The organism is Erythrobacter sp. MTPC3, from assembly GCF_042854385.1.
GTDB lineage: Bacteria > Pseudomonadota > Alphaproteobacteria > Sphingomonadales > Sphingomonadaceae > Erythrobacter.
Genome location: NZ_BTGP01000014.1, coordinates 22,452 through 48,201 on the forward strand (window position 1 = coordinate 22,452; position 25,750 = coordinate 48,201).

The 25,750-nt window shown below is 58.1% G+C and carries 9 protein-coding genes; all 9 read left to right on the forward strand.

Translation table 11 applies throughout. The features are described from left to right. Position 1 precedes the first annotated feature (1 nt). The 9 genes from ACGHU1_RS15945 to ACGHU1_RS15985 all read left to right on the forward strand — a co-directional run bounded on the left by ACGHU1_RS15945 (position 2) and on the right by ACGHU1_RS15985 (position 25,499). Positions 2 to 1,072, forward strand: a complete 1,071-nt coding sequence (locus ACGHU1_RS15945) for a BsuBI/PstI family type II restriction endonuclease (protein ID WP_390588485.1) — start codon at positions 2 to 4, stop codon at positions 1,070 to 1,072. 148 nt (positions 1,073 to 1,220) lie between these two features. Beyond that, positions 1,221 to 2,525, forward strand: coding sequence for an SIR2 family protein (locus ACGHU1_RS15950; RefSeq protein WP_390588486.1), 1,305 nt, complete (start codon positions 1,221 to 1,223; stop codon positions 2,523 to 2,525). Further along, positions 2,522 to 4,216: an ATP-binding protein gene (locus ACGHU1_RS15955; protein ID WP_390588487.1), complete on the forward strand. Its 1,695-nt coding sequence runs from the start codon at positions 2,522 to 2,524 to the stop codon at positions 4,214 to 4,216. The genes ACGHU1_RS15950 and ACGHU1_RS15955 overlap by 4 nt, the downstream gene beginning before the upstream one ends. 620 nt (positions 4,217 to 4,836) lie before the next feature. Beyond that, on the forward strand, positions 4,837 to 5,937 hold the full coding sequence (locus ACGHU1_RS15960) for a tyrosine-type recombinase/integrase (RefSeq protein WP_390588489.1): 1,101 nt from the start codon (positions 4,837 to 4,839) through the stop codon (positions 5,935 to 5,937). Further along, a complete protein-coding gene (locus tag ACGHU1_RS15965; RefSeq protein WP_390588491.1) occupies positions 5,934 to 7,172 on the forward strand; it encodes a tyrosine-type recombinase/integrase in 1,239 nt (412 codons plus the stop codon). Before ACGHU1_RS15960 ends, ACGHU1_RS15965 begins: the two co-directional genes overlap by 4 nt. Before the next feature lie 163 nt (positions 7,173 to 7,335). Continuing rightward, entirely contained in the window at positions 7,336 to 9,561 is a 2,226-nt protein-coding gene (locus ACGHU1_RS15970) for a type I secretion system permease/ATPase (RefSeq protein WP_390588493.1), read from the forward strand. After that, positions 9,558 to 11,057, forward strand: coding sequence for an HlyD family type I secretion periplasmic adaptor subunit (locus ACGHU1_RS15975; protein WP_390588495.1), 1,500 nt, complete (start codon positions 9,558 to 9,560; stop codon positions 11,055 to 11,057). The genes ACGHU1_RS15970 and ACGHU1_RS15975 overlap by 4 nt, the downstream gene beginning before the upstream one ends. 191 nt (positions 11,058 to 11,248) lie before the next feature. Next, positions 11,249 to 11,965, forward strand: coding sequence for a hypothetical protein (locus ACGHU1_RS15980; protein ID WP_390588497.1), 717 nt, complete (start codon positions 11,249 to 11,251; stop codon positions 11,963 to 11,965). Positions 11,966 to 12,293: 328 nt separating this feature from the next. Further along, positions 12,294 to 25,499 carry a putative Ig domain-containing protein gene (locus tag ACGHU1_RS15985; protein ID WP_390588499.1) on the forward strand — a complete coding sequence of 4,402 codons (13,206 nt, stop codon included), beginning with the start codon at positions 12,294 to 12,296 and terminating at the stop codon, positions 25,497 to 25,499. The last annotated feature ends 251 nt before the right edge of the window (positions 25,500 to 25,750 follow it).

Genomic DNA, 25,750 nt, shown 5'->3' on the forward strand with positions numbered 1-25,750 from the left:
CATGAGCCTACCAACACTTACTCCCTGGGATGAAATTCACCGCCGACTTCCACTGATTTTTCCTGAGGGTTCGCCGAACCGCGAGCATTCGATTTGGGAGATCGCGGCAAAGACCATATTTGTCATGCTCTACGCGGGTGCCGTTGAAGGCGCGGGTCGCTGGGTTCGCCCCGACCAGGTCACGAGGATGACCGACGCACAGGCTTTGCTGACCGGTCAAGGGGAGCGCGAGCAGTGGGTCAAGGACTCGATGAAGCCCAACAAGGCCGATGTGCCTGGACGCTGGTATGCGGGTAATACACGTGAATCCATTCGGGACGACACGATCAGGTATGCGCTCATTGAGAATGGGGCGGTCGTGGAACGTCAGGGCCTGGCCACGACATCGCCAGCTCCACGGTACGCGTTGCAGGCTGACTTTGCGGACTTGTTCGGCCCCGTGCGAACCGAAGCAGTTCTCCAAACCCAAGTGGAAGCTTGGCACAAGAAGCATCTTAACGCCGGCGCGCTAGCACGAATTGCGATTGTGCGGCGCGGCGCGGCGGGAGGAGGAGATCACCAGCTGGTCACCTTTCCGAATGGCGAAACGCGACGAATGTCGACCGGACCAAGTTCCGATATTTCCAAAGCCGTCATTGAGGTGTTTGCCCCCACATTCCTAGAAAAACCGGGGGTCATCACGCTCAGCGAAAGCGGCAATAAAGTTGTCGCGCGGGATGACGAATTGGCGAAGGCAATCGGATTGACCATCCCCGCAGACAAAAGCTTGCCGGATATCGTCCTGGTCGATCTCGGCCCAGCTCACCCCCTACTGGTTTTCGTCGAGGTGGTTCACACTGATGGCCCGGTCAATGACGCGCGCAAGGCCGCATTGCTAAAGCTCGCTGACAAGGCAGGTTTTACATCTCAAAATGTGGCGTTCGTAACGGCGTTTCTGGATCGCGGGTCGGCAACTTTTCGAAAGACCGTTGGAACGTTGGCTTGGGGCAGCTACGCATGGTTTGCATCTGAGCCGCAGCGACTGATAGAATTTAGCCAAGGTGCCAAAGGCATTCGCGGCAGCGGCGAGTAGGGTCGCCTCAGGCGTTATCTGAAACAGAGTCTCAATTTTCCTTTTGGTATTATGCGCTTTCCCAGTCCATGACGGTTGCTCCACCGTAAAAAGAGTTTTGCCAATATCGGGCGAATTCACAATCAGGAATGTTTTTGGGAAATAACGCATGAGCATCTGGGACTATTGGAACGAAACGGATGCAAACCGCACTAACCTTCGGCTCTACACACCCGGTCGAGGGTGGCTCGCGTATTCTGACAAGCTCGATGATGAGGGCAGCGTAGAAGAGCGAGGGAGTCGAGAGCAAATTGATAGCGCACTAATAAACGCATTGTCCGCATCGAATTTCTCGACCTTGACGGGGGCAGGAGCTTCGCTCTGTGCGACTAACGAGGATGGCGGTGCCCAAGCGCCATCGATGTCAGATTTGTGGAACGCCGTCAGAGAAGAAGTCGGCGATGCGGAATTCGCCGCGATACGAGCTCGTTTCCCGAATGCGCAGTCGGGAGAGAATATCGAGCGACTTCTTACCCTTTGTAAAATCTATTTGGACTTGAACGACGGGGCGAAGGACGACGATGAAGATGTTGCTGGGGTCCGAGCCTTCGTGGCAAACGCAGAAAGCACAATTCTTAGACTGGTTGATTTTGTTGGTCTTGGAACTGACCTTGATTCCCACCAACGCTTTATCAGGAAAATTGGGCGAAGAGGGTTCAGGAAAGCAAGGGCAAAGCTATTCACAACGAATTATGATTTGGCTTTTGAAGAGGCTTCGCGTCGCCTGCGGTTCATGGTGATTGACGGCTTCTCGCATTCACTTGATCAGGTATATGATCGGCAGCATTTTGAATTCGATGTTGTCCGGCGGGAGGCGAACAAAGAAGCACCAGACTACATTCCCAACGCATTTCAGCTCTATAAACTTCATGGTTCAGCTGATTGGCGCCGCCTCGGCTCTGATGTGGTTCGTTCGCGCCAGAATACCGACGAATATCGTCCAGTGCTGATCTATCCGCGATCTAGCAAGTACCAGGAAGCTTTCGATCCACCATATCTCGATATGATGGGTGCATTCCAGATTGCGCTACGGGAACCGGATACTGCTTTGATTGTCGCCGGGTTTGGTTTTAATGACGATCATATTAGCAGCCCCATCCTCTCTGCAATCGAATCTAACCTTACGCTTCGGTTGGTCATTTGCGATCCGAGTTTCATCACGTCTGAGAACGACCTGCGTGGCGTCGATCCGGATCCGCCTGCCCACACGATTTTACAGCAGCAACCGCATTCGAACCGTTTCCTCGCACGCATCTCGTCGTTGGCCGCGGCCGGTGACCCCCGCATTCATCTCATCAATGGACGGTTTGAAGACTTGGTAGATGCGATGCCCGACCTCATTGGGGAAACTGACAGGGAACGACATGTCGAAAGGGTACGTGTATTGCGTGATAACTCAGCGGGTCAGGCATGACGACAATTAGTCCTGTCGATCCTGACAAATACGTCGGCACCGTGACTCAGGTTAATGCTGCGCAGGTTCACGCGAACCTTCCATATGCAAGCGCGCAGCCGGAACGCCGCGCTCTCTCCAAGGGCGGAGTCGGGGATTTCGTTTTTGTTGATTGCGAACGAACCAAAATTCTTGGCAGGATCACGGAAGTGAAGATTCCGGACGGCGAACGTCTGTCGGTTGAACCTCAACTCGGGAACAAGTCAGAGCCAAATCCGATAGGTCGCATTCAATTGCTTGCGACAGTCACGGATAGCGACTCCAAGTTGACCCGTGGTGTGAACATCTACCCAAAGATTGGTGACGGCGTTTATCTAGCTGGTGCGGAAATCCTCGGCCAAATGATAGGTAAGAGTGCTACAAAGGCAGGTGAAATCAACCTCATCATTGGTGCTATTGAAGCCGGTGACCAAAGTGTGTCGGTTGAACTTCCACCCGAAAAGATTTTTGGTCGCCATTGCGGGATTTTTGGGGCCACAGGGGGTGGGAAAAGCTGGACCATCGCCGGTCTTATCGAGAAGATAAAAGAACTCCGAGGCAAGGCAATTATTTTCGATCCGACCGGAGAATTCTGCGAGACTGCCGGTATCGATACCATATTTGCGTTTGAGGCAAACGTTCCGAACGCTCGCCATGTGCATTTCCCATATACGGAGATCACGGAGGACGATCTGTTTTCGCTCTTTAGGCCATCCGGACAGAGTCAGGGGCCAAAATTGAGGGACGCAATTAAGAGCCTTAAACTCGTCCTAGCGCTAGATAATGCCGTCCCCCAAGGGCTCCAAATTCAGAACGGCGTAGTTACGAAAGCAAACCAGCCGCGGGCTCCTTATTTCGATGCACTGCGAGCCAATGGAGCTGCCGTGCACTCTCCCAAATGTGACTTTGAAATCGCCAGCCTGTCTGAGCAAATCAAGGCGGAGTGCGTTTGGGCCACGTCGCAGAACAATTCCAATTATTTCGGCGGCCCGGACAACAACGGGGCTAGCTATTGCGAGTCGTTGGTTTCCAGAATTGCTACCCTGATCAACTCTCCAGAACTCAGTTGCCTGTTCCGAACTGGGGGAGACTCCCTGGTCGATGAAATTGACCAATTCCTTGCGGACGACAATCAAGACGTTGCTCTAATCTCCTTCAAAGAGGTCCGGTTTGAACACTCGACGCGCGAGCTCCTGCTCGACATCATAGGTCGATATCTCTTGGGTGTCGCGCGTGTCGGTCGTTTCAGAGAAAGACCAATCGTAACGTTTCTTGATGAGGCCCATCAGTTCTTGGGGCGAACGATCGGTGACGAGTACGGAAGCGTACGCTTGGATTCCTTCGGGCTTATCGCGAAGGAAGGGCGCAAATACGGACTCACCTGTGTCTTGGCAACACAACGTCCGCGCGACATTCCGCAAGATGTCTTGAGCCAGTTGGGCACGCTCATTGTGCACCGCCTTATCAATGAACAGGATCGGAATACTATTGAACATGCATGCGGTGATCTGGATCGCGCGGCCACCCAGTTCATACCCATGCTCGCTCCAGGTGAAGCGATAATCATAGGGCCTGATTTGCCAGCTCCCTTGCCACTCAGAATGCGACGGCCAAAGTGGCCGCCTGACTCCAGAGGCCCACAATTCCAGGCATATTGGGCAGGGCGCCAATAGCGACTTGTTGGCTCGGTTATTGAGGCCAGACCGGGTAGACTCGGATGTAACGGGCGGGGCGATATTGGGCACCTCTGCGATGCGCAATGGGACCATATGTTTGGCGTTGTTTGGAGCGGCATGCGGCCCGCTCTTTCAGTGGCCGAAGCGATTGCAGGACTGGCAAACTGTTGCCGTGTATGTGTTGGCCATTTGGTCCCCATTCCGAAACAAAGAGCGAAATTCAGGGTCTATTCGTAACAAGAGTTTTCTCTAAAATTCGGCGCTCGGTTGTCGCGCGCCGCCGCCTTTCCCAATTGAAATAGAACAATTTTCTGCGGGTTTCTTTCAGGCAAATTTCCTGGTCACTGACGCGCACTTGAGAATGGGCTTAACCCAGCACACCGAACGCGGCAGAGCCGCAGATTATGGGAAAAAGTGCAATAGAAACAGTGCGCGCATTCAATAATGCGCTTGTCAGATCGGTAGCCGAGGATGGCTATTTGTGCCCCGCAAACGACCGGAATTGCGCGACTTTTGGCAGCAGTTCGGGTATGTCCGATGGCCATATGGTCCCCAAGCTGCGCAAACGAGGTCGCAGGGCCTTTCTCGACGGCAATTTTGCGCGTCGAAATTTGCCGTTGAAAACGAATGAATACTGTATCTGGGACACCGAGCTTGCAGGTTTCGGGCTGCGCGTGCGCCCCAGCGGAAATTACTTCTGGTTCGTGCGGTTGCGGCATCGCGGGAAGCATCGCCGTATCACGCTCGGGAAGACTACCGACTTGGATGCGGTTTTGGCGCGCTCGCAGGCGCGCCGTCTGCTGGCAGAAGCGGCGCTCGACGGGCTGCCCAAGCGCGTCGTGGTCAAATCGACGCCGACGATGAATGATTTCGCTGCAACATATTTCGACGACCTGTCGCGCGTGTGGAAGCCATCGACCGCGAGGCGCAACGCCAATGCCTGGCGTCTCGATCTGGCCGAGCATTTCGGTGATATTCTCGTCGCCGATGTTTGCAAGGCCGACGTGGTTCGCTGGCGCGATGCCTGTGCAGGCGAGAGGGAAGCGCGCTTCAATCGGGCCATTCCGGTGCTCGCCGCGCTACTTAAATACGCTGAAGCGCTCAAGATGCGGCGCAAGGGTTCGAACCCGTGTCGCGGCATGCCGCGCTACAAGCGGCTCGCAATGGAGCGCTATCTCACTCCGGCGGAATATACTCGCGTGGGAAGGGAGCTGCGTACGCAGGAAGCTGAGTTCCCGCAGCAGGTCGCGATCATCCGGCTGCTGCTCTATACCGGCGCGCGCCGGGGTGAGATCGAGCAGCTGCACTGGGACTGGGTGAAGCCGCGGCGTCTCGTACTGCCCGATAGCAAGACCGGGCCGAAGATCATCTGGCTGGGCAGTCAGGCGCTTACCGTACTGGAAGGGATTGAGCGACTGGAAGACTGCCCCTTCGTGTTCCCCGACTACACCGGCACCAAGCCGATCAACATCGGCATGTGGTGGACGAAGTTTCGCCGCCGCTGCGCGTTGCCCGATGTGCGCGTTCACGATCTGCGCCATAGTTTCGCATCGACCGCGATCATGGACGATGTGCCGCTGGCGACGATCGGCAAGCTGCTCGGGCACGTGCTCCCCGAAACCACTGCCAAATACGCGCACTTGGCCGACGAGGTCGTGGCCGAGGCAGCCCAGCGCGTGTCGGGTTCGCTTGCTGCTGCGATCGGTCTGCGGACATGACCGCGCTTTCGCTCCAGAAGGTCGTCGAGGAGGCTCTCGCCAGGGTCGGCGCAGATGTCAGCTTTGTCCGCATTCCCAGAGGTGAGCCGCGCACCACGACTTGGCTGTCGATCGAGCATGGGTTCGGGATCCGCCATTATGCGACCGGCAAAAACGTCTACATCGTCCAGACGCGGATGGCAGGCAAGCTGCGCACAGTGACGCTGGGGCCTGCCTCGGTACTGACCCGCTACCAGGCCACACAGGTGGCGCGAATGGTGCTGGCCCACGCACGAGTGGGCGCGGATCCGGCTAGCGATAGGAAGCGCATACGCTCGGCTCCGCGCTACACCGATTTTCTCGACGAGTTCTGGGAGAAGTGGGCGACCCGCTGGTCGGCCAAGACCTGGGATATCAATGGCGGGTATCGCCGTCTCTATCTCCAGGATGCGTTCGCGGACCTGTGTATCGACGAGCTCAACGAGGAGCACGTCACCAGGTGGTTTGCCGAGGTCAACCGGCAAACCGGACCCGGCGCGGCAAACATGGCGCTCGGCCTGCTCAATCTGATGCTCAACAAGGCGGAAGACTGGGGCTACCGGCTCGAAAACACCAATCCCTGCCGGGTGGTGCGCATGAACCGTCGCCGAGCCTGTGAGCGTTTTCTGACTCATGAAGAGCTGGCGCGACTTGGAGCCGTTCTGGCGAAGGAGCGCGAGAGCGATCATGCGATGCGCTCGCTCGCCGCGAAGGCGGCGACCCTGTTTATTCTTACCGGATGCAGGCGCGGTGAAATCCTAGGCCTGCACTGGAAGGACATCCAAGGCGCGCGGATCAAGCTGCGCCATGGCAAGACCGGACCCCGCATGGTGTGGCTGGGTGACGAGGCGCGTACAGTGCTCGACACGATCCCGCGTCATGACAAGATCCCGTGGGTGTTCTGGAATATACCTTACCGCCGCCCGATGCGGTCGATCGATGCCTACTGGCGAAAGTTCCGAGACGAGGCTGGACTTCCCGGCCTTCGCGTCCACGATCTGCGCCACACCTTCGCAAGCCACGCCGCGATGAGCAAGGAAACTCTGCCGATGATCGGTCGCTTGCTTGGTCATGCCACCGTGCAATCAACCGCGCGCTACGCGCATCTCGATGACGGGCATGTGTTGGAGGCGGCGGAGCAGATAGGGGCGGCGGTTGAGAGGATGATCGGCCTCGCCAAGGATTTCTCAGAAGTTGGCGACATGCATGGGGAGTAACCCCTCCGGCTTCAGTCGGATGCTGCTTCAGCTTAGCTCTCGTCGCCGGTAAAATACTGGGGATAGTAGAATTGTCACCGGAGCCTGTGTTTGGCTGATGCGGGCAACCCATATTGATCTCATCATCCTTCGCAGTAAAAGCACTGCGGGGTCGGAATATTTCATGAGCGATTCGGAACACAACCCATCGGCGGTTCCCGCCGACGCGGCGCTGGCGAGCTTCGTGCTTCTCGCTCAGTTCCTTGGCGTGCCTGCCGAACCTGCGCAGATCCATCACGATCGCGGGCAGGGCGACCGGCCTTACGATTTCGACGATCTGATCCGCGTCGCCAAAAAACTTGGCCTGATGGCGCGGCGCAAACGCGCCGCGGTGCACGAGCTGGCCAAGCTGCCGCTGCCTGCGCTGGTTCGGCTCGCCGACGGCGGAACCGCGGTCCTGCTCAAGATCGACGACACCGGCGATACCGGCAACCGGCATATGGTGCTCAAGCCCGACAGCCAGCGGCCCGAAATCTGGTCCGAAGAGCAGGTCGAGGACGGCTTCGAGCTGACGGGCGGCGAAGCCGACCTGCTGCTGATGACGAGCCGCGAGCATATCGCAGGCCAGAAGCGGGCCTTCGACATCAGCTGGTTCATTCCCGCGCTGGTCAAGTATCGCAAGCCTCTGCGCGACGTGCTGATCGGCAGCTTCTTTCTCCAGCTGGTCGGTCTCGCCACGCCGATCTTCTTCCAGCTGGTGATCGACAAGGTGCTGGTGCACCAGTCGATGACCACGCTCGACGTGCTGGCGATCGGTCTGACCGCAATCCTGATCTTCGAGACCATGCTGTCAGGGCTGCGCAATTGGCTCTTCGCGCATACCTCGAACCGGGTCGATGCCGAGCTCTCGGCCAGTCTGTTCCGGCACCTGGTCGCGCTGCCGCTCTCCTATTTCGAGGCGCGGCGCGTGGGCGACAGCGTGGCGCGCGTGCGCGAGCTGGAGAACATCCGCAACTTCCTCACCTCCAACGCGGTGACGGTGGTGATCGACCTGTTCTTCACCATCGTCTTCTTCGCGGTGATGTATATCTATTCGCCATTTCTGACATTGATCGTCGCGCTGACCATACCGGTCTACGTTCTGATCTCGGTGTTCGTGACGCCGCCGCTGCGCGCCCGGCTCGACGAGAAATTCAAGCGCGGGGCGGAGAACCAAGCCTTCCTGGTCGAGACCGTCACCGGCATCGGCACGCTGAAGTCGATGGCGGTCGAGCCGCGTATGCGCGACCGGTGGGAGAAGCAGTTCGCCGGCTACATTCAGACCGGATGGGACGTGACCGTGCTCTCGACCTGGGGCAGCCATCTGATCCAGCTCGTCAGCAAGCTGACCACGGTGGCGATCCTGTTTTTTGGCGCCAAGGCGGTGATCAATGGAGAGCTTTCGGTCGGCGCGCTGGTTGCGTTCAACATGCTCGCGGGCCGTGTCGCGCAGCCGATCCTGCGCCTCTCGCAGCTATGGCAGGATTTCCAGCAGGTGCGCATCTCGGTCGACCGGTTAGGCGATATCCTCAATTCGCCCGCCGAACCGGAGCACAATCCCAACCGGGCGAGCCTGCCGCCGATCAAGGGCCGGGTCGAGTTCGACAAAGTGCGTTTCAAATACCGCCCCGATGCGCCCGAGGCGCTGCGCGGGGTCAGCCTCGACATCGCGCCGGGCGAGATGCTCGGCATCGTGGGGCCTTCGGGATCGGGCAAATCGACGCTGACCAAGCTGGTCCAGCGGCTCTACGTGCCCGAACAGGGCCGTGTGCTGGTCGACGGCACCGATCTGGCGCTGGTCGATCCGGCCTGGCTACGCCGACAGGTCGGGGTGGTGCTGCAGGAGAACATCCTGTTCAACCGCTCTGTGCGCGAGAATATCGCGCTCTCCAATCCCACCATTGCGATGGACAAGGTGATTGCTGCGGCAGAACTGGCCGGGGCGCACGAATTCATCCTCTCGCTATCACATGGCTATGACACGGTGATCGAGGAACGCGGCGCCAATCTTTCCGGCGGCCAGCGCCAGCGGCTTGCCATCGCCCGCGCGCTGATCACTGATCCGCGCATTCTCATCCTCGACGAGGCGACCAGCGCCTTGGATGCCGAGAGCGAGGAAATCATCCAGGATAATCTGGGCCGCATCGCAGAAGGGCGCACGGTGATGATCATCGCGCACCGCCTCTCCGCCGTGCGTCCCTGCAACCGCATCATCACCGTGGAAGCCGGTGAAATCACCGAGATGGGCAGCCATGAGGAGCTGGTGCGCGCCGGTGGACGCTATGCGCAGCTCCATGCCAAGCAGACCGGGCTGGCGAATGGCGCGTCTCACGATGGCGGGGGCGAAGGCCGGGAGCTCGAACCGGCATGAACGCGATCGCGACCAGGTTCCCGACCTTGGCCAAGCACTGGCAGGTGCTGCGCGAAGCATGGCGTGGTCAAACGCAAGCCGACAAGGCCTTCAAGCCGAAGGACGAGCACGAGTTTCTGCCTGCCGCGCTCGAGATCATGGAGAAGCCTCCCAGCCCCGGAATGCGCTGGCTTCTGCTCCTGACCTGCACTCTGTTCGTACTGGCGCTCGTCTGGGCGATTTTTGGCAAAATCGATGTGGTCGCGACCGCTGCGGGCAAGACCGTGCCCGGCGGAAGCGCGAAGGTCATTCAGCCGATCGAGATCGGCGCGGTGCGCGCGATCCATGTGACCAATGGCCAGTTTGTAAAACAGGGCGACCTGCTGATCGAGCTCGATCCCACGCTCAGCGAAGCGGACGAGGCGCAAAGCGTCCAGTCGCTGCAATCGGCCCGGATCATCGAGGCGCGCAACGATGCACTGCTCGCGCATCTCAATGGCGGTTCGACCCGGTTCGCTGCGCCGGAAGACACGCCGCCCGATATCGCGCGCACCCAGCAGGCGTTTATCGACAGTGCGATCGCCCAATATGAGGCACAGGCTTCGGCGCTTCGGCAGCAGCGCGCCGAGAACCAGGCGCAGCTTGCCGGAGCCAGTGCCGAGATCGCCAAACTCGAAGAGGCTCTGCCCTACATCGATCAGCAGCTGAACGCCCGCGCCGAGCTGGCCGAGAAGGGCTTCTACTCCAAGTTACAGCTCCTGGAATACGAACAGCTGCGCGCCGAGCACCTGCGCAACATCGAAGTGCAGCAAGCCAATCAGATGCGCGCTCAGGCCTCCATCGGCCGCATTGACGCCGAGCTTAGGAACCTGCGTGCCAGTTTTGGCAAAACTGCATTTACTGACCTTGCCGAGGCCAATGATCGTGTGGGGCTAGCGCAAGAGGAACTGCGCAAATCGGAGCGGCGGCGGCAATATCAGGAGATGCGCAGTCCCGTCGATGGCGTGGTCCAGCAGCTCGCGGTCAGCACGGTGGGCGGCGTGGTTCAACCGGCTCAGCCGTTAATGGTAATCGTGCCGTGCTCCAGCGGCGACGCGACCAGCGCGATGAGTTGTAATAGCGGAATTACTATTGAAGCTTTCGTCCAGAACAAAGACATTGGTTTTATTAGTGTCGGTCAGCGCGTTGCCGTAAAACTCGAAGCGTTCAACTTTACCGACTTCGGCCTGATCGAAGGCGAGGTCACCAACATCAGCCGCGATGCCATCGATCAAAGCCAGCGGCCAGCAGGCACTGCGCGCGATTCCAACGGCCGCCCGGTCCAACCAGGTCTGGTCTATGCGGCGCGGATAGAGCTTGCATGCGGACCGGACGATCCCACGCGCCACCCACTGTGCAACCGGGTGCAGCCGGGGATGTCCGTCCAGGCCGAAATCAAGACCGGCAAGCGCCGGATCATCCAGTATCTGCTGTCGCCCATCAACCAGGCCATGAGCGAGGCTGGTCGCGAGCGATAGTGGAAAAGTATTCGCGAATGTCGCTCAAATACAATTGCTTTTCGGAAGGTCGGGGCTAGTCTTCGAATCAAATTGGGGTCGGGATAGGGTCAGGGTCGTAATCTGAGTCCAGATCGATGTTCTTGGGGGGTCGTGCAATGCGCGCTGTGTCGTGGTGCTCGACGACCATTTTTGAGTAGGGCGAGCAATAAGTGGTAAAGGCCGAGGACTCGCTGCAAAAGCAACCGCGCGGTGCTTTATTTTTACCCAATTTTTTGGCTTTCTTTGTACTTTCTTGCGCACCAGGATCCATTTCTGAGTCAAATCTGACCTGTGAGGAAACCAGGGGGATCCTCAGTGATCGCGACTACATTATCAATGCACTGTCGCTTCATTTCGATGCCGACGAACGCTTGTTGCGTGAGTTTCCCGAAGGAACTGAGCCGGCTCGCTATTCTGGATACAGCGACCGCGAGATTTCCTTAGAGGTCGGCAAGGAAGAGGCAGGGGGCCCGGAAAACGAAGCGAAGCCCCCTTTTGTGCCTGCCCATTTTCGGTCCTTTAAGGCGCGCGCGAAGAGCGAAGATCCTGATGCTACCAAAGAACAGGTCGTTTCAGCTTATCTGGATAAGTATCCAAAGTGTTGCCGCGCCCTGAGTCCACGCTGGCTTCGAGAAGGTGGCTGGTCCGAAAACATTCACTACGCTCCAGCGAGCCAATCAGGAATTCCCGGCCGCTGGGTCAAAGACGTTTGGGTCATCGATGACGACATCGAAAACGCGGACCGGATCTGGTTGGACGAAAGCAACTACACAACCAGCCATCTACAGCGTGATCAGGCCCTCAAACGCTTTCTGTTCACCGAGATTTTCCAAAAAGGCGACTCCGCATCAACGCAGTGCGGCAAAGCCTACTATGTCATTCGCTGAAATCAGTAAGGGGTCACAATAGATGTCAAATGCGACAAGTCGGGCGTTTGCAGACGACGTAATCTCGCAATTCCTTTACGGAGCTCAAAGGCCCTCTGATCTGACGGATGAAGCGTTGCTTCGACCTGATGGTGCGACCACAAAGATAAGCGTCAACCTAACCGACTACTTCTCCGACACTGGGCCAGGACGTTTCGCTAGGCCCGCTTTTTTCGAGCTGATCCAAAAATTCTTCGAGGCCACAGGTGCGGTGATCGACGGCATCGTGCAGCGAGGTGTCGCCTCGGGAGGTGTTACCGCGGTCGGCCCCAGTGGCTCGGGCGGTACGTTGTACAGAATCGATCGCGAGTTTCTTATCGCAGAACTTGGCATCTCCTCAGGTCGCCTTGCGTTTAGCCAGAGCCAGTTTGACGACGGCAAAGATGACTATGCGCGAAGGACATTCATCTGGTCGTCCAATCAGTTTCAGATTTCCTTGGACTCAGACTTTATTGTCTCCTCCGACGACAATTTCCGTGCCGAGGGGCGGATCGTAAAAGACCTATCGATTATACCCGACAACGGCGATGGAGTTAGAGACAACCGCACAGGTATTGGAAATAGAGACAACTTTGACTTCGAAGGTGGCGGCATCGCTACCGCTCTCAACGTGTTCGTTGAGCCGAGCATCGATCCTTCTTCAATCGGCCGAAAAGTCCAGCTTGAATTCGACAGCGGATCTGCGCCGGTTTACGATTATGACTTCGCCAGATGGCGAGACGATGTTGACAACGCACCGCGGTCCGTGGGTGGATTTTTGTTCACCTCTGGAACGACGAACGGTACTTTGCTCACAACAGCTGTTTTACTCGCTGATGGCGCAGCGGCGACAGCGCGCCTTGGGGTGTCTGGCCCGCCCTTTATTCAGGATCTCTATAGCCGCGGAATTATCGACTATCGGCAGGATGGTCGGGACATATTCTATGGGTCGCTGGATGACGATGCCATACAAATCTCTCTCGCCCGTGATTTTCAATTGTATCAGGCGATTGCAGAAGGCGTAGCTACAGGCGGCATTGCAGTTGGCGGGCCGGGCGCAGACAGTTTCACAGGTAGCATTCTCGATGATCGCTTCATTATCGATCGCGATGACACGTTCGTGAATGGCGGTTTTGGTTTTGACACCGTCGAATACTCTACTTCCAATGCAAACAATCAGAATCAGGAATCAATCAACTTCATCGTTCGTGAGGACGATCAGATTCTCATTCCCGGCGTGCCTGTACTCGGCGATATCACTGGCAAGAAGATCCTTAGCGTTGCAGCAGCCATTGGTGACAACACCACGGTCTTCGTGGGAATTGAAAGGCTTGCTGGTACCGAACGGGCAGACACCTTAACGGTGAATTCGCTCGCTCCCATAGATAACACCGACCTTGTAATCGACCTCAAAGGCAATTCGCTCCAACCGGGTGGTCCGGATGGTTCCAGGACAACCGATACTCTGAATTTGGAGGGCTATAGTACTTCGAGCGTTGTGATCAGCGATCTCCGTAATGAGTTACAGACCGTGACCGATAGTGAGGGCGGCAAAGGGCTTCGCTTTAAGGGAGTTGAGGCTGTCCGTGGTTCCTCAGGCGAGGACAGGATTTTTGCGTCAAATTCAGGGGATGATATACGTGGGGGATTTGGCGAAGACGAAGTTACGGGCGGGTCGCGAGGCGATAGGATCGTCGGGGCGCTCGAAACAGGTGTTGGAAGCCAGTTCGACGATCTTGCTATTGACTTGCTTACTGGCGGAGGCGGGGCAGATCAGTTTTATGCCGGCGACGGAGATGTAATCACTGACCCGGAAAGCGGCGATGAAATTTACCTCCGCGGCCAACTCCTCACCGGAGGCGAAGAAACCGAGGAAGGTTCGCGGGTCTACGAAGATGGCAAAGGCGGGACCTACGCACTTGCCAGCAACGGCTCACTCACCTTCTCGATCAACCCCACCCTCAACATTCAGAACTTTGTCAACGGCAGGGCCGGTATCCGCCTTATCGACAAGGAGCCCGATACCGACGACGCCGAAGAGCAGCGCGATCCGCTGATCATCGATCTCGATGGCGACCGCAATGTTGTCGCCGCGCTCGACAGCAGCACCGCCTACTTCGATCTCGACAATGATGGTTTTGCAGAGCGAGTCGCCTGGGCCAATGCGAGCGATGGGTTCTTGGTCCGCGATCTCAATGGCAATGGCTCGATCGACAACGGCACCGAACTGTTCGGAACCGGGCGGGTCGATCTCGACGAAGGCCGAGAACAGCGGTTTGGCGAGGAAGGTTTCATCGAACTTGCGCTGCTCGACAGCAATGGCGACGGCGTAATCAGCGCTGCCGATGTCGAATTCGAGACCCTGCGAGTCTGGGTGGATGCCAACTCCGATGCCCGCACCGACGAAGGCGAGCTTCGGACGCTGACCGAACTGGGCATCGTCTCGATCAACCTGATCACACGGCCTTCCGATCATTTCCGGTTCACGGACGACAGTTCGATCGTGCTTCGCTCATCCAGCGTCGCTTTCGACGATGGGTCTTCGCAGCGCATTTACGACGTCTATCTCTCGATCGATCAGTATGATGCACGCGAGAATGTCGATCCGGACCTCGACTTCAGCCGCGTCGCGGACCTGCCCAATATCCTTGGCACAGGTACGGTATCGGACTTGCACGTGGCGATGGCACGCGATCCAGGGCTAGAAGAACTGGTCCGCGAACTGGCGGACCTCGATGTTGCGCAGGCCGGAGAGATTCACGAACGAGTGCAGGCGATCATCCTCCGCTGGACAGGGGCGGATGCCGTCGACCCTGAAAGCCGGGGCTCGACGATCAACGGCAAGTGGCTGCATGTGATCGAACAAATCACGGGCAAGCCGTTCTCGCAGGCTCTGATCGGCCCGAACCCGCGCTGGGATGCAGCTTCTTTGCTGATCGAGGAGTGGTCGAAATTCGTGGACCGCACGACTGCGAAGCTGGTCGGCTCGACGGCGCTGGGTGAGCAGTTGCTTCCGGGCACCGCGTTTTTTGCGGGAGCCTTCTTCGAGGTCGAGGACGGCACGACGATCGATCAGGTGTTGACGAGTGCAGCGAGCGCGGCGCCCGCATCGCCTAGCGACAAACTTGGCTACTGGAAGGCAGTGACCGGAACGCTGCGCCAGTATCGCACCGCCTTCGGGCTAAGCGAGCCTGCATTCGAAGCTGCGATCGACGGGGTCTTGGCAAGTGATGGAGTTCCGCTGACTGCCGAAGAGTTACGCAATGCAATAATTGCAGGCGATGCTAGCGGCCTGGGAGTCGGTTCGGCCAAGTCGACGATCAACGGCATTACGTATCCCGGCGACCGGGTGCTGATCGCGGATGGCGAGAATGTGGTTCTTTCTCCATCCGCGCGCGACGATCGCATGATTGTGACTGGCGCGGTGCAGTCGCTCACATTCGCAGGATATGACTCTGGATCCGACCGCATCGAACTGCTCGATTGGTCTCCGGAATCGCTGAGCGTCACCTCGGAAGTCTTGTCGACTGACGCTTCGGTTGAAGAAGGCAGGCTCAGCGCCACGCTGTCGGTCGTTCTCGAAAGCGAAGGCCGCACGATCGAATTCGTTGCCGGCTTTTCGAATGGAGAATTCAGATCGCCCATCGATGCCATCCAGTTTTCTGACGGCAGCGCAAGCGAACTTCTCGATCTAGTTGAGGACACCGCGGCACTCGTGTTCGGCAATCGCGGAGCGGAGTTCGAGTTTGCAGCCGAAGCTGGCGATCAGTTCCTGTTCGGGCGGGCAGGCTCGGACACTTATTCGGTCACGTCGGATTCCGGCGTCGATCTGATCGTGGAGGAAAAGGATACTCGGTCCTCCTCCGACACGCTGCTGATCGATGCAACGATTGACCAGGCCGACATCTCGGTAACCGGTCCGCTGGGGAGGAATCTGACGATCAACATCGCCGGAGGCGGCTCGATCACGATTGGCGGCCAGTTCGGTGATATCGCGAGCAGCATCGAAACTTTCCAATTCAGCGACGGGCTTGTCCTGTCGGCAGAGGAGATCAAACAGCGCATCACCACCGGCACCGCACAGGGTGAAGAGCTGGTCGGAACCAATCTCGACGATGTGATCGATGGCGCTGGCGGGGGCGATGTCCTCAATGGCAGGGGCGGTGATGACCGTTACGTTGTCCGCGAGGGATATGGCGAGTCTGTTATTCAAGACAATCGAGGCCTTTCGACCATCGTATTCGATTATGTCGTTACGAAGGACGATCTGGATTTCACGTTCGATTCCGGTCGGCTTCTCATCATTGATGCCGCTAATGGCACGTCAGTTTCAATCGACCGAAACCAGATAAAGGCCACCCTGGTTGAACTGGGCGGCGAGGCGATCGATCTCGGTTCCATCTTGCTCCAGGATGCGCTGCTGGCAGGCACGACAACTGGCAACACAATTTATGGCACGGCAGCTAGCGATTCGATCAACGGCACGGACGAAGCCGATCTGATCATCGGCAATGGCGGGAATGACTTCTTGAGCGGCGGGGGTGGAAACGACACTTACCGCGTCACCGCAGGCAACATCTCCATTTCCGATCAAGATTTCGGGTTCGATACGATCGAAGTCGACAGCCAGTTCACGCTCGAAGACCTGGCAATTGTAGAGAATAACAATTCGCGGCGCATGCGGCTGCGGATTGGAGACAACCTCTACATTTCTCTTCAGAACGATGCCGACTTCCAGACCGGTGCTGCCATTGTGGGAGCTAGGGATGTCGAGCAAATTGTCTTTGCCGACGGTCGTTCGCTCGACCTCGCCACCGGCCAAACGGTCAACGGCACCGACGGTGACGATATTCTGTTTAGCTATGCTGAAGGGGCGCAGACGTTCACGCCCGGGGCGGGCAACGATCGCATCTACAGCTTGAACGGCCGCCACGAAGTGGTGCTCACCGCAGGCTTTGGCCACGACGAATATTATGACGAGTGGATCAACAACAACGATTTCGAATTCAGCGGAATGGAATTCAATGGCGGTGTCCAGTTCAGCCGTGAAGGATTTGATCTCGTCATCTCAGTAACCCCGGATGACAGCCTGACCTTGAAGGATGTTTTCCGACCGCTGGCACCCGATTTCCGCAACAGTTTCCTGCGGTTCTCCAACACCTCGCTGAACCTGTCGAGTGTTGTCGGGCAAATCGCCCAGGCCACCGATGGCGATGATCTGCTGTTCGGACGTACCGATCTCGACGGCGGAGCCGGCAACGACATTCTGATCGGGACAGGGGCGCTCAACAATTACACCTTCGGCCGCGGCAGCGGCCATGATGTGATCAAGGAACAGGACGGCCAGTTTGGTGATGCAACCGCGATCGATACGCTGACGTTGGAAGGCTTAAACCGTGAGGATGTCAGCTTTTCGCGCAGCCCGGCTGACCCGCTGTCGATTGTCATTACGATCAACGATACGGGCGAAACGCTGACGCTTGACGGGACGCCCTTCGACGACGCTTTTGCTGATCTCGCGAACGCGCCCGAAGACGTCTTCGTACCCTTTGATCGTGCCGGAGCGCATTGGATCGAGCGCATCATTTTCGCCGATGGCAGCGAGATCGCACAGCGCGAAGTCGAACAGCTGATCCTCGATTCCGAGCGGACCGATGGCGCAGATACTTTGTACAATTTTGGCTCGCCGACGAGCTTCACTCTGCCTAATGGCGCGGTGCTGGATGGCGGTACCGGTGACGACACCTACATCAACCCGTACCGCGAGATCTTCGTGCGTATGTCGGCGGGGCAGGGCAGTGATCGCGTTCTGAATAATCTCGACAGCCGCGTGACTGTGCATGTTCAGCTTGATGGCATCGCGCTAAGCGACCTCGCCGCCTTCAAGGAAACGCGGGATGGGAAAGACGTTACTGTCTTGAAGGCTACGACCGGTGAAGAGCTGGTCATCGATGGCCATGTCGACTTCTATGACAGCAATGCCTTGCGGCTAATCGTTACCGACGAAGCGGGAACGATCTCAATCGTTTCGCTCGAAGGCGCCTTGACGGAGGACAATGCCTCAAGCGACGAATCGGATTTCCAAAATGGTCGGCTTGATATTCAAGGCGGCGAAATCATCGAACCGCCCACGGTCTTCGATGACGACTTCGCACCTGGCGCTGGCGACGATGTCGTATTCGGCCGCGGCGGCCGCGACACCGTGCTGATGGAAGTCGGCGATGGGCGCGACACTTTGATAGTCGATCCGGGCTTGTCGTCCGATTTCGGTCCCGGTTCGCCGTCCGATCCTGGATCCAGCGACTCATCCTATATCGTCCGACTTGGCGAGGGCTTCGACGTTGCGGATTTCTCTTTCACCTGGCTGAGCGACGGCAGCGACCGTGTCAGCCTCTCGTTCAATGCCTTCGGTGATGGCGTGATCGTCGATGCCGGCGTGATCGAAAGCGTGATCTATTCAGACGGAACGACGCTCGAATTCTTCACCGATGCTGCAAGCGATGTGATTATCTTGCCGCCCTCGACCACCAGCGTCCTCAATGGATTCACCGATGACACCTTCATCGCCAGCAATGGCGGGGTTCGCCTTCGGCTGCGCGACGACAGCGGCAACGACGTGTTCATCGATGACTTCCTGTCGGATGGCGTGGCAGAAACCGACCCGCAGGAGCGGGGCTGGACCTCCAATCGGATTGATCTTTGGGATGGAACTTCGCTTGGTGATTTCGAATTCGTCCAAGACACGTCTTCGCCAACAGACCTTATTGTCCGCAACATTGTCACCGGGTCCAGCATCCGGATTGTCGGCCAAATACAAGAGCCACCGCAGGGCGAGGACCTGTGGACGGACGTCGGTCTCGGTCCTGACGGTGCGCCTGACTGGAGCGGATTCGATCTTGCGTTTTACGACACCGACAGTGACGGGACGGTCAATTGGAACGATCCCGACGTCGATGGCGATGGCACAGCAGATTGGAACAGCTTTACCGATGTGACGCTCGACATAGATGGTGACGGCGAGATCGACGTTTTCGCCTATGATGACAATTCTGACGGAATCTATGATTCCTTCGATCTCGTGCTCGACGGGCCTCCTCGTGGTCCAGATGGCGATCCGATCATTCCGATAGGACCTGGTCCGGGCACACCTATCGGTCCCGGGTTTTCGACCATCGCGTCATTCTATGACACCGATGGCGACAACATCGTCGACGCCTACTTCGATCCGGACAATGGGACCGTCGCCCTGCCGACCAATCCGGACGGTTCCGTCGATTGGGCCGCGGTCGATATCAATCAAGACGGCGAATCAGACATCGCATCGGTCGATCTCGATGGGGATGGAAACCCCGATTGGGATAACCCCGACCTTGACGGAGATGGAACAGCCGATTGGCAAGTCGAAACCTATGACGAATTTTTCAACGATGGGGACTTTGTCACGCGTCGGGTCGATACTGGCACTGGTCTATTTGTTTACCAGATCGATGCTGGGTTCGACACGCTATTGGCGCGGGACACCGATGGAGACGATACTCCCGACCAGTTTGCCTACGATACCAATTTCGATGGCGAACCCGACCCTCCAGAAATCCCGGTGGTCGTTGACTCCTTTAGATTGCTGGTGCCGACCGGTCCAGGCACTTTGACTGCAACGACGTTTGAGTGGGACGAGATTCAGGAACTCATCATCCAGCGCGATGAGAGCAACCCGAACGCTCCTATCATCGTCAATCTTGACGAAGGACGACCGGTCGCGACCGAGGGCGACGACATCCTCAAGGTGCGCGTGGGAGATTCCGTAGACGGGCTGGGCGGTAACGATCTTCTGTTGCTGCCCGGAGCCGGCGCCACGGTCGTGTTCGGCGCTGCATCAGGAAATGACGTCGTGATCGGTGATGTCGACGACAATGGTGGCTCGACCAACACGCTCGAACTCGCCGGTATCACTTCGCTAAGCGAAATCGACGTTTTCGAAACGCCAAACGGTCGGGATATGGTCATCCGGATCGCGAGCACCGGCGAAAGCATCCGGATCGAAGATCAGATCGAGTTTGACGGCTTCGTTCCGACGATCGACAAATTCCGCCTGGCCGATGGCACGATGTTCTCGTGGCAGATCATCCTCGGCCTTGTCAGCGGCGTGGCCGCCGGAGGAGAAACCACGATTTCGACCGGCCCCGATGGCGGCGTGCTCGACGGCGGATCGGGCAATGATCAGCTGCTCGGCGGAACCGGAGATGATATCTACGATTTCGGCCGCGGTTACGATGAAGACACAATCCGTGATGCAGGCGGCTTCGACACTGTCCGCTTCGGCAATGACATTACGCTCGACAACCTGTTCTTCTCGCGCAGCGGCATCAACGGGGAAGACCTGCTGGTCGAGGTTACCGGACGCGAGCGGCTCGCTTTCACCATTCGCGGACAATTTGGGGTAACGGATTCGCGGGTCGAGAGCTTTGAACTGGCCGATGGCAGCACGTTCGACTGGTTCGACGTGCAGAACTCTGTGCTGGTTCAGGTGCGGACTGCCGGGGACGACGTCATTCGCGGCTTTGCTTCAGCCGACGTCATCAATGGCGGTAGTGGCAATGACGAATTGCGCGGCGATGGCGGCAACGATCTCGTCGATGGCGGGTGGGGCCGTGACACTGCCGTGTTCCGGGGCTCTCAGGATGAGTATGAAATCACGTTCGATGGCGACCGTGTGACTCTGACCGATTTGATCACCGATCGCGATGGAACCGATACGCTCGTCAGTGTCGAAGAGATTTCGTTTCTGGGTGACGGATCGCGCGTGCTGCTCATCCCCGAGAATACGGCACCCACAGCCGGTGACCTTGCATTCGGCACCGATGAGGACACCACGCTGATCATCGACCGCGCTGCGCTGCTTGCGGCGGCTAGCGATGGCGATGCCGACACGATCGAACTGGGCGACCTTACCGAAGCGAGCAATGGCAGCGCCTGGATTGGATCGGATGGCAATATCCGCTTTCGCCCCGATGCCGATTTCGCCGGGGAAGCAGGATTTACCTTCGCCGTAGAGGACGGAAATGGCGGCACCGGAACCGCGCGAGTAAGTGTTTCCGTCGCCTCTGTGAACGATGCGCCGCTCTTTGCCATCGAAACGACCGAGTTTGTCTCGCTCGAAGACGAGCCGCTCGACTGGCGCCTGCCGACCAACTTCGCGAAGGATGTTGATGGCGATACGCTAGCGATCACTGCGCAGCTGCAATCGGGCGATCAGTTGCCGAGCTGGCTCGTGTTCGACGGGGCCGGGTTTACCGGAACGCCGCCTGCCAACTTCAACGGCACGCTCGATATCGAGCTTGTCGCCGACGATGGCACAGCGACCGACAGCATCGCGCTCACCATCGATATTCTGGCAGTCAACGATGCGCCCGAAGTGGTCACCGCAATCGACGATTTGTCGGTCCGACCGGGTGAGAGCTTTGCCTTCACGGTTCCGGAGACGACCTTTATTGATGCCGACGGCGATCCGCTGAACTTTGCCATTATCGCTGGCGATGGAGCCGCGCTCCCCGATTGGATCACCGTTAACGGGCTAGAGATCTCGGGGACGGCTCCTGCCGATATAGAAGAGCCGGTAGAGATCGCAGTGATCGCCGATGACGGACGGGCTGCCAATGCAACGGCATTTTCGATCGTACCGTCCACCAACACCGCACCGGAAGTAGTCGTGCCGCTCGGCACAGTGAGCAGCGACGAGGATACGCCGGTTAGTTACACAATCCCCGATGGCGCGTTCGCCGATGCGGATGGCGATGCGCTGACGCTGTCGGCCACGCTGGCCGACGGCAGCGACCTGCCAGCCTGGCTGTCGTTCGACGGCACCGCGCTGACCGGCACACCACCTGCGGATTTCAACGGTTCGCTGGCCATCCGGATCTTCGCCACCGATGGTCTGGAAAGCGCAAGCAACACGCTCAATCTGACGATCGATCCGGTCAATGACGCGCCGTTGGTTTCCGAAGCCCTCCTTGATCAAACGGTCATTGGCGACACGCTCGTTCAGTTCTCGGTATCGAGCGGCAGCTTTACCGATGTCGATGGCGATACGCTCAGCTACACGGCAACGCTTGCCGATGGTACTGCCTTGCCATCATGGCTGACTTTTGATGCTACCACATTGTTGTTCGGCGGCACCGCGCCCAATGTTGATGGCACGCTCAATATCCGTCTATCTGCGTCGGATGGAGAACTGTCAGGATTCGACGACTTCGCTCTAACGATCGAGGCTCAGAATGCAGGTGGTGGCAGCACGGAAGGCTTTAGCTTTGCCAGCTTGAACAGCTGGTACAATCCGGCTTGGGGCGGCGGTTACAATGTCACCTTCAATTACGAAGTTCAGCCGGAAGCGATAGCCGAAGGAGAGCTGAAGGCGTGGGATATTGTCGCAAGCTACTCCGGACCGGGCACGATCACCGGTGGCTGGGTCAACGGCTTCCCCGGACCTGCGACATTCGAGATCACTCCGGAAGGCGCTGTCTTCTCGACCGACGGCCAGGACTATCAGCCCGAGCTTGCCGAAGGGCAGACGTTCCAGATCACCGTTCAGGTCGATGGTGCGCCTTACACGGCAGGTGATTTCGCGTTCGAGATCTTCGATCGCGATCCCGCTTTCAACCTCGCCGACGATCAGGATACATCGCTGACCATTGCACCTACGAACGACTGGGGCAGCGGGCTTAGCCAGAACGTGTCGTTCGCCAATACAAGCGATACGACCATCGACGATTGGCAGATCGTTCTGGATGTGCCGGACGGTATTGATTTTGCGATCACCAATGTCTGGAATGCGACCGCCACCGTTCTTGCCAACGGTGATATCCTGTTCGAAGCCGTAAGCTCGAATGAGGAGATCGCCCCGGGTGGACAGGCAAGCTTTGGCTTCAACGCCAGCTATTCGGGCGTTGGCAGCCTTACCTTTAGCCAATCTGATTTTAGCTTCACAGATAGCGATGCGCGCCAGTTCGATGTGGTCGTGGAATCGCTGGGCACAGCTGGAGCCGGTGCCAACTGGCTTTATGGCACGGTCGATACCGACGATCTGACCGGCACCAACGGCGTAGCCAACCGTGTCTTCGGAGCAGTCGGCGATGACACGCTGACCGGTGGCACTCTCGGCGACTGGCTGGCCGGCGGCTCGGGCGATGATACGCTGTTCGGCCTCGATGGCGACGACACGCTTTGGGGCGGACACGGCAATGACCTGCTCTACGGCGGCTTGGGATTCGATACCGTCCAGCTGCTTGGTGTCAGAGACAGTTATTCGGTTGTGACCCAAGGCGGCGCCTTCGGTGTCCGCATTAACGACCTGTCGGCCATCGCGCACGGCGATGACGGCATGGACCAACTCTCGTCGATCGAACAGCTGGCCTTCCGTGGCGGTGAGACGCTCAACATCACCTCGCCGATCATTCTCGATCTGGCCGGGGATGGTATCGAGACGGTCAGCGCTGCGGATAGCGATGCACTGTTCGATCTCGATGGTGATGGCCTTGCCGACGACACCAGCTGGATCGGTACGGGCGACGCATTCCTCTATGTCGACCGCGACGGCAATGGCACGATGTCGGGTGTCGAGGAAATCAGCTTCATCGATGATGTCGAGAATGCCGCCACCGACCTCGACGGATTGGCCGCGTTCGACAGCAACGGCGACGGCGTTCTCAACTCCGACGACGAGCGGTTCGCCGAGTTCGGCGTATGGCGCGATGCCGATGGCGATGGTGCCGTCGATGCTGGTGAGACCGCGAGCCTTTCCCAAGTCGACATCGCCTCGATCGATCTGACCGGGACGGCGCTGGATGGTGTCGTGGAATTCGGCGAAGTGGCGATCGCCAACACCGGCACCTACACGCTGACCAATGGCACGACACGAGAGTTCGCCGACGCTGCACTGACCTATTTCTCGGCTTCGGAAAACGTTCCGGAACTGACTGCGACACACTACGACTTCGACCGCAAGTCGAAGAAGTATCGTCTCAGCGTCGCCGACGGCACTGTGACTGTGGCTCCCAAAAGGGCGCGCCGCGGCATGGACCCGCTTGCGGGCCAGCTTGGTGCCAATACAATTCTCACCTTCTCCAACCGGACATATGGCATGTTTGCCCCGGTTGCGCTCGATCTCGACGGCGACGGTATCGAACTGATCAAGCGCAAGAAGTCGAGTGCTATGTTCGACTACAATGGCGATGGTGCAAGCGACGACACCGGATGGCTCAAGGGCGATGATGGCTTCCTTGTGATCGACCGCAACAATGACGGGCTGATCACCGAGGCGTCGGAACTGTCGCTCGCAAGCGAAGATGACGAGGCGCGCAGCGGTCTTCAAGGCCTCGATCGTCTTGACAGCAACCGTGATGGCCAGGTGGACGCAAACGATGCCCGGTTTGGCGAGTTGCGCGTCTGGCAGGATCGCAATGGTAATGGCCGCACCGATGCGGGCGAGCTGCGCACGCTGGAAGAAGCAGGTATCGTCTCGATCCGGCTCGATGCGGTCACTGCGAACCAGAACCGCGTGAAGCTCGGGAAGAACGCGCTCGTCGCGACGACCAGCTTTGTACGTAGCAACGGCATGACCGGCACGGCAGCAGATGTCTCACTCGCCTATCGTCCGGCAACAGCGCCCGCCACTAGTGCTGCATTCGATGTCGGCACGGGCAGCTTCGGGTTCCCGCCCGATGTGTTCCTGCCGCGTGGTGATTTCGGAACTGCGCTTCGCGATGAGATATCGCTTGAGGACGTGTTCGACCGTCTGCGTGACCGCAACGTCGATGCCGCCACCGATCTGTTTGATCGCTTTGGTATGAATGAAAATCAACGCTCAGACCGCATATTGCGTACCTTGACCGTGCCGGTCGTGGAAGAAGCCGCGCCCGAGAGACCGCGCAGCTGGTTCGATCCGGCCTCTGCCTACTTCACGATGTTCTGGCCGCCTGAGATCGCTCCGGTCTTCGACCAGGCCTTTGCTGACAGCTCGCTTGATCTGCGATTGAATGCCGCGTTTGAAGGAATGTCTGACACCTCGTCAGAGACAGAAGAGCCTAAGGGCCAGCACATGCGCGTCATGCCCGACGAAAGAGTGTTGCTGGGCGAGGTGGTGGAAGCGCCGGTTGAAGCCGAAGCGCAATCGGAGGAAGCTGGAGCAGATTCAAATGGGCAATCTGCTCCATCGAACCCGCCACGTCTTGCGATTGAGGATCAAGAAGACTGGGGCGGCCCCTTGCGCGTGGATTTTGCTCAGTTGACGGGTAGCGGTGCAACCCCAGAGCCGCTCGACATCCTCGTCGCAATGCGGCCGGAAGCCGCGAACGACACTGAACAAGGCGGGACCTCTGCTTCAGTTCCAGCCAGCACTGATGCCGAACTGGCAAGAAAGCTGATGATGATCCGGCAGGACATGAGCACGTTCGGGGTGCAGGGTGCTGGCGCGGAGGAACGCCTGCACTACGAGAACCAGGATTACCTGCATTTCTACGCGTAACTGATTGCCCGCAAAGGCGTCTGGCAACACGGGGTAGCGAGGCTGTGGCACAGTTGCAGCCTCCCCGGTTCCTGTTTGCCAAGCGTATCCAGCTTCATTCAGCGATCCACTTAGTCCGGCTAACCGTTTGCAAACTTTTGTCCTCCAGAAAGCCGCGGGCTTTCAAGAGAATATCCCGGAGGACATCGACCGTGTTTCGATCATCGAGTTTGTTGGCAAGCCTCCTGGCTGCCACCGCAATCGCGAGCCCG

Bases quoted from the DNA above. Each gene is read 5' to 3' on its own strand.
- ACGHU1_RS15945 (WP_390588485.1), top strand. From the start codon at position 2: ATGAGCCTACCAACACTTACTCCCTGGGATGAAATTCACCGCCGACTT.
- ACGHU1_RS15950 (WP_390588486.1), top strand. From the start codon at position 1,221: ATGAGCATCTGGGACTATTGGAACGAAACGGATGCAAACCGCACTAAC.
- ACGHU1_RS15955 (WP_390588487.1), top strand. From the start codon at position 2,522: ATGACGACAATTAGTCCTGTCGATCCTGACAAATACGTCGGCACCGTG.
- ACGHU1_RS15965 (WP_390588491.1), top strand. From the start codon at position 5,934: ATGACCGCGCTTTCGCTCCAGAAGGTCGTCGAGGAGGCTCTCGCCAGG.
- ACGHU1_RS15970 (WP_390588493.1), top strand. From the start codon at position 7,336: ATGAGCGATTCGGAACACAACCCATCGGCGGTTCCCGCCGACGCGGCG.
- ACGHU1_RS15975 (WP_390588495.1), top strand. From the start codon at position 9,558: ATGAACGCGATCGCGACCAGGTTCCCGACCTTGGCCAAGCACTGGCAG.